Consider the following 14001-nt stretch of genomic DNA (forward strand, 5'->3'; position numbering starts at 1 on the left):
CTCTTACGCGTATGTAAGCGATTGTCCACACTGGTGCGATCGCAGGCGCAGGACCTGAGGGACGGCCCCTGACGAATCCCCACATTTTGCTCGACGTTGATCGCTTGTGCGCCGAAAAAGGCGCCGAGGCTGCCCCTATGGGGTCAGACCCCAACCAAGTCACGAAGCCCATCATGGTGCGCCTTGCGAGCGGATTCGACGCCGCCGGGGTCCGACCCCATAGGGACCGGCAACGCTGGCAGCCTGCCATCCATCCATGCCGAACATGTTGATAATGCCAGAAATATTTCTGGGGATACCTCAGGGACGGCCCCGATCCCGAGCGCCTCAATGCCATCCGCGGCGGATCGACGTAAACGCACCCTCGGGGGCCCGGCCGACGGATCACCACCCCGCGCCGGCTCATCCGCTTCAACCTCCTGATGGCCGTGTTGCTTTTCCATATGGCGGCAGTGATCCTTCATGAGCATGTTCATTTGCCGATCGTCACGGACATGACCCACTGAACGTCGCATGAGGAACGCGTTATGCCGTTGGAACTCTGGCTCTCCTTCTGCCTGGCCTCGCTGTTGATCATCGTTTCCCCCGGCCCCGCCGTGGCCCTGCTGGTCGCCACCGGGGTCAACCGTGGGCGGCGGGCCGCCCTGGCCATGTTGCCGGGCTTCTTCGTGGGTGACCTGCTGGCCATGACCCTGTCGTTCGCCGGGGTGGGCGCGCTCCTGATGAGCTCCGCCGAACTGTTCCAGGTACTGAAGTGGGTCGGGGCCGCCTATCTGCTCTACCTGGGCATCAGGATGTGGCGCGAGGCCGGCCGACTGGGCGATCTGAAGCCTTCGGGCACGGACATCCGGCTCGGCACGGCCAAGGCGTTTCTCGTCACCGCGCTGAATCCCAAGAGCCTGGCCTTCTTCATGGCCTTCATGCCCCAGTTCGTGACACCGCACCAGCCCCTGTTGCCGCAGTTGGCCATCCTGTTCTCGACCTTCCTGGTCATCGGCGTGCTCAGCGATCTCGCCTACACCTTCCTGGCCACCACCGGCGGCCAGCTGCTGAGTGCCCGGCTTCGCCGTATCCTGCACCGCACCGGTGCCGGCAGCCTGATCGGGGCAAGCGCCCTGGTCGCCGCCATGCGTCGACCCTGAGGGGCATGGACGATGGATCGCCGCCTAGGTGCCCTCGGCACTGGATGCCTTGAAGGAGTGGCCATCACCCCATGAGGTCTGCATCAGACAGTACGATCGCAGCGCCGGCTCATTGAGGGACGCGGTTACAGCCGCACCAGCATCTTGCCGGTATTGGCGCCTTCGAACAGTGCAAGGAAGGCGTCCGGCGTGCGCTCCAGCCCCTCTTCGACGGTTTCCGTGTAGTCGATCTCGCCCCGGGCGACCCGCGGGCCGACCTCTTCCAGGAAGCGCGGATAGTCGGCCCAGTGATCGAAGATGATGAAGCCCTGCATGCGCAGGCGCCGGATCAGCAGCATCGCGAGGTTGCTCGGCCCCGGTGCCGGCTCCTCGGCGTTGTAGTGGGCGATCATCCCGCACACGGCGATACGGCCGCCGGTACGCAGGGTGTTGAGGGCCGCTTCCAGGCAGACGCCGCCGACGTTCTCGTAGTAGACATCGAAGCCTTCGGGGCAGGCGGCAGTGAGTGCTTCGGTGAGCTGTCGGGTATCACGATCGCGGTAGCTCACCGCCTTGATGCCGTGGGATTCCAGCCACTCGAGTTTCTCGGGTGCTCCGGCGATGCCCACCACGGTGCCACCCCGGGCCTTGGCCAGTTGAACGGCCAGCGAGCCCACCGCGCCGCTGGCAGCGCTGACCAGCACGTTGTCGCCGTCGCGCATCTCGGCGATCCGGTTCAGCCCGGTCCAGGCGGTCATGCCCGGCATGCCGAGCACGCCGAGGTAGGCCTGTTCGGGTACCTCGATGCTTGGCAGCGGCTCCACCTGGTCACCCGGAAGCTGGGCGATGTCTCGCCAGCCGGCCATGTGCCGCACCTTGTCGCCCACGGCCAGGCGGGAGTCGCGGGACTCGATCACCTCGCCCACCGCGGCGCCTTCCAGCGGCTCGCCGATGACGAAGGGGTCGACGTAGGTCTTCACCCCGCTCATGCGCCCGCGCATGTAGGGGTCCACCGACAGCCAGGTGTTGCGGATGCGCACCTCGCCCTCGGCCAGGGCGGGAAGCTCGGTCTCGTGCAGCTCGAACAGCTCGCGGTTCGGCGTGCCCTGGGGAAAGTCGTGGATGGAGAAGTAGCGTGACTGCATGGTGTTTCTCCTTCATATGACGATGAACACGCCAGTTTAGGGCAGCGGAGAAAAGAGGGACAGGTCCTCATTGTTGCTGATCCTGTGGCACTGAATCTCGTCTGCCCGCTATGGTGTTGCTATTGATAGGGCACAGGCTGGTAGGTGGCCGTATGGATCCGCGGATGAGCTTGATCACCTAAGGGGGGGTGATTTTCCCCATCGATGACCAGGGCAACACCTGGCTTGGTTGTGGTAATCAGGGGCAGTAGTGCTTGCAGTTTCGCTCTTGCGAGAGGCAAGGGCGGTAGGTTCGCATTCTGATACTTGGACAGGATAATAGTTTAAAAACCGCCACTTGCGGATCACTCCGGGTGGCGGTATTGCCTTGAGGGCCTCCTCGGCCGCGATCGCCGCGGGAGGAGGTGGCGCCGTTCAGCTGCGCAGCTTGCGGACGTTGGATTGCGTCTTGGTGCTGTATGGCTTCAGCGCCGCCGCGGTGATTCGCGCGGGGTCGGCACCATTGGCCGCCGCCACTGCTGCTCGCTCGGACGCTGTGGCGTAAATCGTCGCCTTCTCCATCACCATGCCCATGGCTTCGGGGGCGGTCATGGCGCCGCTGGCCATCATCATGGTGCGACGGGCGATCACCTCAGCGGCAGAAAGCATCATCATGTTGTAGGAAGATGCGACCTTCATCCATGCGACCATCATGTCCATCGGGTTGTACTTCATTTCGTCTGGTACTCCTCATTCCTTTTACCGTCGGCTTGGTGCTTGTTCATGAACCCTGCTCCTGTGGATGGCGGATATCGCCGCCCGAACCTCGCCATGGAGTCATCGAGAAGCGGGGTAGGTTCAAGATAGCGTTGCCTGCGATCGGTGTCGGTGCGCTGACACACCCTCGGCATCCCGATGGCTTCCGTTATTGCCGATCAGGCGTTGCCAGTTCTTGGCCAGTGCGCCGACTTTCTGCACGAGTTCGCGGCAGGCCCCAATGCTCCGGGACTTCGACGAGATCGTGGTCGATAAGTGAACCGGTCAGGGCCGCCACCATTGGTTCGAATGCCTACGCTGATCTTGTCTCCTATCTCGCCAACCGCTTCCGGCTGCGCTGCCCCGTGACCAGCTCGATCAGGGTGTAGCCCCGACCGTCGACGCTGAGGCGTCGCGAGGCGGTGCCGGTGCCGCCCTTGTACTCGTAGCAGATCATGCCGTTGTTCGGCCCCGGGGTACCGGGAAACGGCAGGCCGAGATCACGGCCGCGGCGCGGCGGAAGAGTGGTCTTAGTCATTGGCATGATCGGTCTTGTCGGGGGTGGCTGGCGTGGCGGAGTGCAGCTTGTTGCGCAGGTAGAGGCCGATGGCGGCGATCGCCAGGGAGGAGAGCAGCAGCAGGGTGGCGATGGCATTGATCTCGGGCTTGATGCCGCGGCGGATCAGGCCGTAGATGAATACCGGCAAGGTGGTGGAATCGACGCCGGAGATGAAATAGGTGATCACCAGGTCGTCCATCGAGATGATAAAGGCGAGCATCGCGCCGCCGATGACGCCGAGGGGGTCATCCGCCGTCAGTGCACGGGCTGCGGCCGTGATCGGTAAGCCCATCGGAATCCCGTCACACTTGTTACTCCCACCGTTCGGTCATCCGGCACTACGTTTGTCCCATGACCTCGATATCTGACGAAGGGAGGGCAAGACGATGACGACACACAAGACCGGAACACGCGAAGAGTGGCTGGCCGCACGACTTGAACTGCTCGAGGGCGAGAAGGATCTCACGCGGCGCAGCGACGAACTGGCGCGGTGGCGGCAGGAGCTGCCGTGGGTGCGGGTCGACAAGAAATACCGGTTCGAGACCGACGAAGGGAGCGCCTCGTTGGCGGATCTCTTCCGAGGGCGTTCGCAGCTCCTCGTTTACCATTTCATGTTCGGACCCGACTACGAGGCGGGCTGTCCCTCCTGCTCATCGATCGCGGACAGCTTCAACGGCTTTGCGGTTCACCTGGCCAACCACGATGTGATGCTGTGGGCGGTGTCGCGGGCGCCACTCGAAAAGTTGCAGGCGTACAAACGGCGATTGGGCTGGACCTTTCCCTGGGCGTCCTCGCATGGCAGCGACTTCAACGGCGACTTCAATGTGTGGTTCTCCGAGCAGCAGCAGCGTGAGGGGGGCATCGAATACAACTACCAGCACGAGCCGGTGGTGATTGAGTGGCGCGCGGGCCAGGAAGGCAGCGAAGGGGCGGAGGACCAGATCGCCGCCATGTGTGGAACCGACTCGGCCACGTTCCAGCGCGATAGGCCGGGCATGAGCGCATTCGCGCTCGAGGATGGTGTCATCTATCACACCTATTCCACCTATGCGCGCGGACTGGACGGCCTGTGGGGCATGTACCAGTGGCTCGACCGCGCGCCCAGGGGGCGCAATGAGACGGCGGGCGTCTGGTGGCGCCGCCACGATGAGTACGACAAGCGTTGAGTCAGGTGGTGGGGGGAGTTGGCGTGATAGAGCGTAGATCGGGCGTGATCAGAGCGGCGAACGCCTTGGCCGTGTCGCTGCCGTCATCGGCCAGATAGATGTGGGTCCGGCCCAACGGCGGCAGGCCCCAATGCTCCGGCACCTCGACGAGATCGCGGTCGACAAGCGAGCCGGGCAGGGCGGCCACCGCGAGGTCCGCGCGCAGGGCCGCGACCTGGCCCATCGAGGTGTCGCTGGAGTAGGCAATCCGATAGGCCCGCCCGACCCCCTCCAAGGCGCCGAGGGCGGCGTCGCGCCAGGCACAGCCGATCTCGGCCACGGCAAGCGGCAGGGGATCTTGCTCCACGGCACGGCCGCCGTCTCGCATCAACCAGCGGAGCTCTTCGGAAAAGAGATCCCGCGCCGGGACCAGCGGTGAGCCTGCCTCGTTGAACAGGGCGAGATTGGCATCGCCCTCCACGAAGAGACGTTGCACCGCTTCACTGGAGTCGAGCCGGACGTCCACGCGAATCCGTGGATGCGTTTCGGCCAGGCGTCGGAGCAACCCCGGCACCAGGGAAACACCGAGGTCATGGGGAGCGGCGAGACGCAGGCTCCCGGACAACGGTGAGCCGTGGAACACCGCCATCGCCTCGTCGCTGATCCCGACCAGACGCCGCGCGAAGCCGAGCAGCACTTCTCCCTGGTCGGTCAGGCGGACGCGGCGCGCATCGCGATGCAGCAGCCGGACGCCGAGCTGCTCTTCCAGCTTGCCGACCTGCAGACTGACCGCCGAGGGCGAGCGGTTCACACGCGCCGCGGCGCGCCGAAAACTCCCCGTTTCGCAGATCGCAACGAAGGTTCGGGCGGCGTCTAGATTGAGCGTCCGGGTGGCGGGATGCGGCTCGCCGCTCGGCCGGTTAGTTGAGTTTTTCTGATTCATTTAGTAAGAACATATCGTTTTTCTCAACATCGGTCAAAGCCTACGCTCCTATCGGAAACGAAGCCGAAAGGAGTGGCAATGTCACCGTTACCGAAAGCGCGCGTGCTCGGTCTTGTCTGGGCCGCGACCGCCATCGTCATCTGGTCCGGGTCGCTGGTCATGCTGCGGCTCGGCGTGACGACGAGCCTGAATGCCTACGACCTGACCGCGCTTCGCGTCGGTGTCGCCGCGTTGCTCCTGGCGCCGGTCATCTGCCGGCGCGGCTTTGCCCTGGAGCGATTGGGGGTGGGAGGAGTCCTGGCCATGGTGGTCGGGTTCGGCGCGCCGTATATCCTGCTCATCTCGCTCGGCCTGGGAACCGCGCCGGCATCGGCGGCCGGCTCCCTCAATCCCGGGATAATGGCGGTCGTCTCCGTGCTGCTGGGCTGGAGGCTCTTCGGCGACGGGATCGGTCCTGCACGGGTCGTCGGGGTCGTGGCGATCCTGGTCGGTGCGTCTTTCTTCGCGGGTGTGCCAGGGGCGGAGACGGCGTCGGTCGGCCATCTGATCCTGATCTTCACCGGAGTGATGTGGGCGGGGTACGCGCTGGTCGTCCGCCGGGCCGGCATCCCGGCCCTGCACGCCACCGCCATCGTCGCCGTGGGCTCCGCCATCCTCTACCTGCCGGTCTACGTCGCGGCCCTGCCCACGCAACTGCCCGTCGCCCCGATGCCCGACATCATGATGCAGGCGGTATTCCAGGGCGTGTTCGTCAGCGTCGTCGCGGTTTTCGCCTTCAACCGCTCCAGGGAGTTGCTCGGGCCGGTCGTGGGCGCGACCCTCCCGGCCCTGATTCCGCTGGTGACCCTGGGCCTCGGCGTGGTCGCCCTGGACGAGGCGGCGGGCGCTCGAGACCTCGCCTCGGCGACGCTGATCGGCGTGGGCGTCGCACTGACCCTCGCCGGCCACGCGCCTGGCCGTTGGCTCTGGATGGCCCTCTTCAGAAGAGTCTTCCGTAATGCCTGATGCGCAGCCTATCGCGGGAAGGCTCCCTGCACTCCGGCATTCCACGATATAGTCCTAACGGCTTCGCATTCGCGAAAAACAAGGCGATCCCATGAGCGCAACCGGCAACCCCATGAAGGCACGCCGGCGATCCAACGGCCAACGCCATTACCATCTTTTTCGTCGAACCGCTGATCCTGACCCTATTTTCAGCCCTGTTCCTGCGCGAATCGGTAGGCGCACGGCGACTGGTCGCGGTGGCGGTCGGTCTGCTCGGGGCGATGATCGTCATCCGGCCGAGTTGGGAGGCATTCGGCTGGGCCGCCGTTCTACCGCTGGGCACGTCGATCATCGTCGCCTCGGGGCTCTACGTCTTTCTTCGCGAACGGCGGCTAGCTCGCGACTCAGTGCGAGGGATCGAAGCGCCTTGACTTCAAATGCCCCCTGGTTCCGTTAACGCGGCACCTCGCCCCGGAGTACGGTGTTAACCGCTGCAGAGCCGGTAGCGTGGTGATCCGCCGACAAGCGCAACAGTCATCTACTAGAATGACATCGACGACAGAGTGCCCGAAAATAAGATGTAACAAAACAGGATGGGAGGTCTACGATGCGCCTTGAGAACCCACCATCATTCAAGACTATTGATGAAGCGCGCAGTTTCTTGAAATCGTTGACCGCACGCGACGAGGTGACGAACTTTGCTTACCTCGGCATCTCATTGCCTAGGGAGAGCGATAACAAACCCCTGGACGTGACAACATACTCTTCGGAGTGGGCGAGGCACTATTTCAACAAGCGGTATCATCGCATCGATCCTGCAATTATCCAGGGATTGTCGGGTGTTTTGCCATTCGACTGGAACTCGCGGCCATATACCGTGAGGAGGCTAAGGGAGTTCTTCAGCGTAGCCCGGGAATTTGGCGTGAGCCGTCAGGGGGTGTCATTTCCAATTCGAGGTGCCCATGGCGAAAGAGCCATGTTTTCCGTCAACAGCAGTCTGCCAAGTAAGGACTGGGAGTGCTTCAAAGAGACCCATCTAGGTGACCTGGCACTCTTCGCTTACATGTTCCATCTCAGGATCCTTGAGTTGCGGGGAATAGAGCAGGTTGCCCCCAATGTGACGCTTTCCGCGCGCGAGCTATCCGTTATCAGGTGGGCAGCTGAGGGAAAGACAGCGTGGGAAACGGCCAAGATACTGGGGATCACCGAGAATACCGCGAACTTCTACCTGAGAAACGCAGCAGTCAAATTATCAGCCACAACCAAGCCTCAGGCCATCGCCAAAGCGATGCGGATAGGGCTTCTGCATTAGGGTGGTCTCAAACTCCAACCGCAACACTCTTGTGAAGAGTGTCCGGGCCGTGTCGCGCGTGCGACACGGCCTTCGGCAGTGAGCTGGCGATAGCAAGGGGCATGGTAATCCGCTACCTGATGGGCCAGGTGTTGCACATGGCCATAGAGTCCGCCTGGTCAATACTCAATTTATTGGGTACTGCTGGCAATCATAAGCCGAACTAGTATTCACCTATCTCTAAAAAGACAGCGCAGGTAGACAAAATGGCGCGGGGGGCGCTCGTGGCAATCACCAGCTTCTCTCCGTTAAACATCATCCAGAGGCTAGCCATCCCCGAACAGGGAATCGGTGTGCTTTCCCGTTGAAGACATGCCGCTCTTAATCCCTGTTTTAACAAGCTCATCGCCTCTCCGCACAAGGAAGGACAGCCATGCGTATACGCCACTCCATCCGCAGGGGGCTCTGGCTGTTGCCCCTGTCACTGCTGCCAAGCCTCTCCACCCCGGGCCTCGCCGCCAACGATGCTTCAGCATCATCCGAATGCACGGCACCGAACGACTGGTTCTCGTCCCGTTTCCCGCACACTCCCTTCCCGGACGGCAACCAGTTTCCCGACGTGAGCAAGGTGAGCAATTGCGACTTCCATCAGTGGGCCTACCAGATGTTCCTCTGGCTCAGTCGACCCGCTTCCGACGCACAGGGCGCCCCGCTGAATTTCCAAACCCTGGCCTCCCCCAAGGCCCTGTTCCCGAAGGACGGGCACAGCCCGAAAGACAAAGCGTATCCGGGGCGAGGCGAAGACGAACAGCCGGACATCCACGTCCGCGTGGCCAAGTCACAAAACACGGCGGACCACGTCGACATCTTCCAGGCCGGACCCGGCGCTGGGGTTCTCGTCGACCAAGGCGGCAATGTCGTCTACTACACCGGCCTGCTGAATCGGGAGTTCTGGGATTTCGTCAAGGAAAAAAGGCTCTATGATCTCAGCGCACTGACCAGCGTATCCCCCATGCTGGATTTCCCGGTCAACAGCCTGGAACTGAAGCTGTCCTGGCGAATCGCGGCGATCCTCGGTGACGACGGTCAGCCACAGCAGGTCTTCATCCCCAGCGCCAGCGATTACTTCCACACCGAGGAGCAGACCGTGCCCGTGGTGAAAGTGGTCGACGGAAAGATCACCGACAACACCAAACAGAAACAGGAGATGCGCGTCCAACTGGCGCTGATCGGCATGCACGTGGTGGGCGTGGTCAAGGACCACCCGGAATTCATCTGGGCGACCTTCGAGCACCAGGCCAACGCGCCGGACTGCAGCGCCGTGCCCAGCGGCGGCGCTTCGCCGGTCGGCGACCTGGCCTGGTCGCTGTATACCCCCGAGAGCCCGCTGGCGGTACAGAACCAGTTCGACGTGAACAATCCGCTGACGGCGGTCAGCGTCTGCCGCCAGGTGCCGTTCGGCGGCGGCGACCCGCAGAACATCGACAACATCAAGAGCCTCAACGCCAGCGTCGCCAGCCAACTGGGCGACAGTGTCTGGGCCAACTACCAGCTGGTCGGCGCCCAGTGGACCACTGGCAGCGGCGCGATCCCCGGCCCCAATGGCTTCTTGCCATTAGATGCCGAAGCGCAGTCGCAATTTCGCGGCTCTCACAATCTAGCCAACACCACCATGGAGACCTTCACCCAGGACGCCAACTGCTTCGCCTGCCATAACGCCGGCGTTCACACGGTGACGGTAGACGACTCGGGGCAGATCGTCCCGGCCAAGCACCTCAACCTGTCGCACTTCATCGTCAACTACCAGGCCTGGCTGCAGGCCCAGCAGAACGAACAATGAGGAGCCGAGCATGAGCACCTTCCGCATCCACCCGGCCATCGGCTTCGCCCGCGTCGGCAACAGCCCCGAGTACTACCTGGAACCCAGCACCCCCGCGGCCCTTTCCCGCGGCGGCGGCCTGCCGATCAAACCCGGTACCGAAGACGAGACCATCACCTCGTCCGACTTGCGCGATGCCAAAGGCGCGCTCAAGCGCCAGGCCTCGCGTTTCAAGATCTACGCCTACACCGACCAGACCACGGAAAGGTATCCGATGGGCGTCGATGGCACGGAAATCCGCATCGGCAGCCAGATCGACGGCAAGACCGTGACCAACATCGTCTGGACGGTGCACCTGGCCAACAAGAAAGCCAACTGGTACAAAATCCCCGAGAGCGACGGCATCGACGCCTACAAGGATGGCAATACCCCGAAACCGCGCAACAACATCGCTCCCTTCGACGCGGACATCAACGAGCCCAGCCATCGTCGCCAACTGCTCAACGAGCCCAGCCGTCTTCGCCAACTGATCATCGATCCCGGTCCGCGCACCGTTCAAGGTAGAAACGCCGCACCGGTCGCCTTCGACCAGAGCATCACCGCCAGCAGTTATGTGGAAGGCGCCAAGGATGTGAAGCCATGGCCAGACTACCCGAAGTCCTTTCCCGGCGACTTCTTCCAGCTGGATTGCCCGAATGGCCCGATCGACACCCTGGGCGAACTGCAGACCGACCAGTACGGCCGCCTGGTCGTCACCGGCGGCTACGGCCGGGCCTGCGGCATGCTGCAGAGCGATGGCAACCCCTTCCCGCTGGAAAGCGATATCGACAACGACGGCTGGTTCGACGATGGCAGCGATGGCCCGGTCTATGCCGTGCTGGAGTTCAGCGACGGCAGCACCCAGCAGGTGCAGGGGCACGCCTGGGTCACCGCCACCGATCCGGCCTACGCGCCCCAGACCCTCAACAGCGTGTCCCTGTGGGACGACATCCACGACATCTGGGTGCGTCACCTGGGCCTGCGACCCAAACTGTTCGCCGCCGGGACGTTCCAGGACGGCTATCAGCCGTCCTTCAGCGACGAGCTCTTCCCCATCTTCCGTGCCGCCGCCATGCAGATGTGGAACACCAACCTCAATGTCACCGGCACCACCGCCCACGGCTCCGTGGACGAAATCCAGCCGGACACCGACCCGGACTCCACCGTCCTCGCCGGCCTGGGCTTCATCCGCAACCCGAACGACCCGTCGCAGCTACAGGATAGCCGGCGCATGCCGCTGTCCCTGGGCGACGCCGGTGAGTCCTTCCTCGTGCTGCGCAAGACCCAATACTTCTACCTGCAGCAGTGGAATGCCAAGCAGTACCGCCAGAACGGCGCCCTGAACCTCAACGCCGGCGAGCAGCTGGACAAGGCGGTGCTGGTCAACTGCCTGGGCGGGCGCTTCAGCCCCGGCATCGACCTCACCTTCATCGTCCGCGACCCGGCGCTCTACGTGCAGGACTGGCAGACCTCCGGTACCGGCCCGTTCCGCATCCAGCCCAAGCCCCTGGACTACAGCCGGGCGACGTCCGGCCAGGCGTTCCTCAGCGCCGGCTACACGCCGAACATCCAGAACAATCCGCTGGAGGACAGCAGCCCGGTGGACACCCACCCCGGCAGCCCCGGCCTGGAACCCGGCGACGCGTCCAAGTTCATGGCCCTGCCCTGGCACACCGACTACAACTCCTGCGCCACCCACCAGCCGGACCCGGTACCGCATTTCAGCAACACCCTGTACTGGTCCTGGCCGGCACAGCGCCCAGTGGCGGTGTACGTCGCCAAGGACATGACCGGCAGCCAGTTGCCCAAGCAGCAGCGCTTCTCGGTTCGCGGCGAAGGGACCAAGACCAACCCCTTCGATCCGGCCCAGGTCGGCCGCTTCCAGGAGAAAATCGACATGGTGCGAAACTGGCACAAGATCGGCGTGGTGATCCAGGGCAGTGCCATCGATGCCATCGAACACGGCCCGTTCAGCGCCAAGTACTTCCTCGAGGTGCAGAGCCAGTTGGACGACGGCGGTGACCCGGTGGTGCCTTGGCCGAACACGGTGGCACCGACGACCAATGATCGGTTCGATGAACTATCGTCGACCAATGATCGGTTCAATGATCTGTAGTAAGACGAAGACCTTGCCAGCGTCGGATGCCGCCTGTCGGGTCGCCATCGTCGGTGGCGGCCCGGCGGGGTGTGCCGCCGCCCTGGCCCTGCTGCAGCGCGGCCTGGACGGCGTGACCCTGATCGAGGCCGGCGACTACGGCCGACCTCGCATCGGTGAGAGCCTGCCGCCGGATACCCGCGACCTGCTCATCCGGCTCGGGCTCTGGGTGGCCTTCCAGCAACAGGGACACGATCCCTGCCTGGGTAGCTGCTCCGCCTGGGGCGACGACCAACTCGGCTACAACGACTTCATCAGCAGCCCCCATGGCAGCGGCTGGCACCTGGACCGCCGGCGTTTCGAGCGATGGCTTGCCGACGAAGCCGTGGGGCGGGGCGCCGACCTGATCACGAAAACCCGCTTGCAGACACTGGAAGCGAGTGCCAACGGCTTCCGGTTGCACTTGCGCGACAACACGGCACAACGGCTACTGCATGCCGACTATCTGATCGATGCCAGTGGCGGCCATGCCCGGGTCGCCCGGCAGTTGGGGGCCAGGCTCCTGGAGCTAGACCAGTTGATCTGCGTGTATGGCTTCTTCACCCGCCCCGCCGCAGTCACGGCCAGCCGCCTGACCCTGCTCGAGGCGGTGGAATACGGCTGGTGGTATCGTGCCAGCCTGCCCGACGACCAGCTCTGCATCGCCCTTGCCTGCGACCTGCCTGAGCTGCGTCGCCTGCGGGCCAACGACTGGCAGTACTGGTTGACGCTACTCGCCGGCACTCGCCACACCGCCTCGAACCTGGAGGGCCACGGCTTCCATCCGGCACGCATGCAGGCCACTCCGGCCCCTTCCGGCCGACTGGACCGGGTGATGGGAGCGCGCTGGCTCGCCGTCGGCGACGCCGCTACCCGCTTCGATCCACTGACGGCGCGTGGAGTCCACAAGGCGCTGGAAGATGGCCTCGCCGCTGCCGATGTCATTATCGGCTGGCAGGCCAACGACCCGGACCCGGCGCAAGTCTACGGCCGCCAGATCCGGGAGCGCTACGAGGAGTTCCGCCAGATGCGCCGCTATCTCTATGCCCAGGAGCGCCGCTGGCCCGACGCCGCTTTCTGGCAGGAGCGTCAACGCCTGGTTTGAGAGCCTCGTGAAAAAGGCTTCTGAATCCTTGGCATTCTTGTGCAGATGGACGTCCATCTGCGGAAACGGGGCAGATGCCTGCCTGACCGAAGCGCAGCTTGACCTGTTCGCTGGTATCCACGATTACTGGGCAAGATCAAATTATCAGCCGTAACCAAGCCTGAGGTCGTCGCTAAAGGGATGTAGATAGGTATTCTGAATTGATCCATACTCAATTTCTTGCGTATTGCTGTCAATCATTAATAGAAATAGCTTTCACCCATCTCTCAAGAGGATGGGAAGATGATAGTGTTCGACTATGCTGACAATCTTCGGCACACCCATGGCGATCTTGTAGATCAGGTGTATATTTTGCGAGCTCAATCTTTTCTTGAGCGTCGTGGCTGGTCTGTTGAGGTTAAAGATAACAGAGAGATCGATCGGTTCGATGCCATGAATCCGCTCTATGTACTGTCAGTCGCACCGAGCGGACAGCTCTTGGCATCGCTACGCCTGTTGCCTACTACCGGCCCTCATATGCTGTCCGACGTGTTCCCGGACACCATGACAGGGGCGCGAATCATTCGGCATCCCTTGATATTGGAAAGCTCCAGGTTCTGTGTGGACACTGCGGCGGCCAAAAATCACATGGCAGCCGGGGTGAACACTGTTACCGGCGAACTGCTTGTAGGGCTGTTCGAGATCGCGCTGAATGCGGCCATCGTCAATGTGGTTTCGGTCTATGACCTGTTCGTGGAGCGGATCTTGAGACGTGCCGGATGCCGTTTCAATAGGCTTGGGGAGCCGGTTGCCTATGATGGCTTGAAAACGGTAGCGGGGGTGTTCGAAGTCTCTCAAGTGACAATAGATTCAATCCGACAAAGATCCGACATCCACGGCGATGTCTTCGCGATGGCAGAAGGTGAATCTCGTTTGTCTGTTCGGGCGTGAAGGTATCCAGGTGTCTTTCTCGGCGGACAGAAGGTAATGGCGGCAGGGGGA

14 protein-coding genes are annotated in these 14001 nt (G+C 63.0%); 9 read left to right on the top strand and 5 right to left on the bottom strand.

Translation table 11 applies throughout. From position 1 onward, the window contains the following. The first annotated feature begins 527 nt into the window (after nt 1–527). A complete protein-coding gene (locus QLQ85_RS16730; protein WP_282740032.1) occupies nt 528–1142 on the top strand; it encodes a LysE family translocator in 615 nt (204 codons plus the stop codon). Between the two features lie 125 nt (nt 1143–1267). Here QLQ85_RS16730 and QLQ85_RS16735 read toward each other — a convergent pair whose 3' ends face one another. The 4 genes from QLQ85_RS16735 to QLQ85_RS16750 form a co-directional block, all read right to left on the bottom strand. Further along, the gene (locus QLQ85_RS16735) at nt 1268–2266 is read right to left on the bottom strand and encodes an NADP-dependent oxidoreductase (RefSeq protein ID WP_282723251.1); all 999 of its coding nucleotides are present in this window, start codon (nt 2264–2266) and stop codon (nt 1268–1270) included. A gap of 414 nt (nt 2267–2680) precedes the next feature. Then, nucleotides 2681–2980, bottom strand: a complete 300-nt coding sequence (locus QLQ85_RS16740; RefSeq protein WP_240569221.1) for a hypothetical protein — start codon at nt 2978–2980, stop codon at nt 2681–2683. A 352-nt stretch (nt 2981–3332) separates the two neighbouring features. Further along, nucleotides 3333–3539 carry a P1 family peptidase gene (locus tag QLQ85_RS16745; protein WP_282740033.1) on the bottom strand — a complete coding sequence of 69 codons (207 nt, stop codon included), beginning with the start codon at nt 3537–3539 and terminating at the stop codon, nt 3333–3335. Continuing rightward, complete coding sequence (locus QLQ85_RS16750; RefSeq protein ID WP_282740034.1) at nt 3532–3852, bottom strand: ABC transporter permease; 321 nt, start codon at nt 3850–3852, stop codon at nt 3532–3534. The genes QLQ85_RS16745 and QLQ85_RS16750 overlap by 8 nt, the downstream gene beginning before the upstream one ends. 94 nt (nt 3853–3946) lie before the next feature. On the opposite strand from QLQ85_RS16750, the gene QLQ85_RS16755 reads away from it, so the two are divergent. Further along, nucleotides 3947–4726: a DUF899 domain-containing protein gene (locus tag QLQ85_RS16755; protein WP_282740035.1), complete on the top strand. Its 780-nt coding sequence runs from the start codon at nt 3947–3949 to the stop codon at nt 4724–4726. 1 nt (nt 4727) lies between these two features. Here QLQ85_RS16755 and QLQ85_RS16760 read toward each other — a convergent pair whose 3' ends face one another. Beyond that, complete coding sequence (locus tag QLQ85_RS16760; RefSeq protein ID WP_282740036.1) at nt 4728–5648, bottom strand: LysR family transcriptional regulator; 921 nt, start codon at nt 5646–5648, stop codon at nt 4728–4730. A 78-nt stretch (nt 5649–5726) separates the two neighbouring features. Here QLQ85_RS16760 and QLQ85_RS16765 point away from each other — a divergent pair, with 78 nt between their 5' ends. The 7 genes from QLQ85_RS16765 (at nt 5727) to QLQ85_RS16790 (ending at nt 13950) form a co-directional block, all read left to right on the top strand. Beyond that, nucleotides 5727–6653 (top strand): DMT family transporter, encoded by a 927-nt coding sequence (locus tag QLQ85_RS16765; RefSeq protein WP_282740037.1) that lies wholly within the window; start codon nt 5727–5729, stop codon nt 6651–6653. Between the two features lie 146 nt (nt 6654–6799). Further along, entirely contained in the window at nt 6800–7063 is a 264-nt protein-coding gene (locus QLQ85_RS22930; RefSeq protein WP_456070618.1) for a hypothetical protein, read from the top strand. Nucleotides 7064–7239: 176 nt separating this feature from the next. Then, the gene (locus QLQ85_RS16770; protein WP_282740038.1) at nt 7240–7944 is read left to right on the top strand and encodes a LuxR family transcriptional regulator; all 705 of its coding nucleotides are present in this window, start codon (nt 7240–7242) and stop codon (nt 7942–7944) included. Between the two features lie 412 nt (nt 7945–8356). Beyond that, nucleotides 8357–9763, top strand: coding sequence for a hypothetical protein (locus tag QLQ85_RS16775; protein WP_282740039.1), 1407 nt, complete (start codon nt 8357–8359; stop codon nt 9761–9763). 10 nt (nt 9764–9773) lie between these two features. Then, entirely contained in the window at nt 9774–11897 is a 2124-nt protein-coding gene (locus tag QLQ85_RS16780; protein ID WP_282740040.1) for a LodA/GoxA family CTQ-dependent oxidase, read from the top strand. Nucleotides 11898–11910: 13 nt separating this feature from the next. Then, nucleotides 11911–13020: a tryptophan 7-halogenase gene (locus tag QLQ85_RS16785; protein ID WP_282740041.1), complete on the top strand. Its 1110-nt coding sequence runs from the start codon at nt 11911–11913 to the stop codon at nt 13018–13020. 282 nt (nt 13021–13302) lie between these two features. After that, a complete protein-coding gene (locus tag QLQ85_RS16790) occupies nt 13303–13950 on the top strand; it encodes an acyl-homoserine-lactone synthase (protein WP_282740042.1) in 648 nt (215 codons plus the stop codon). Nucleotides 13951–14001 lie beyond the last annotated feature (51 nt).

The sequence above is a fragment of the Halomonas kalidii genome (assembly GCF_030010475.1).
GTDB classification, from domain to species: domain Bacteria; phylum Pseudomonadota; class Gammaproteobacteria; order Pseudomonadales; family Halomonadaceae; genus Halomonas; species Halomonas heilongjiangensis.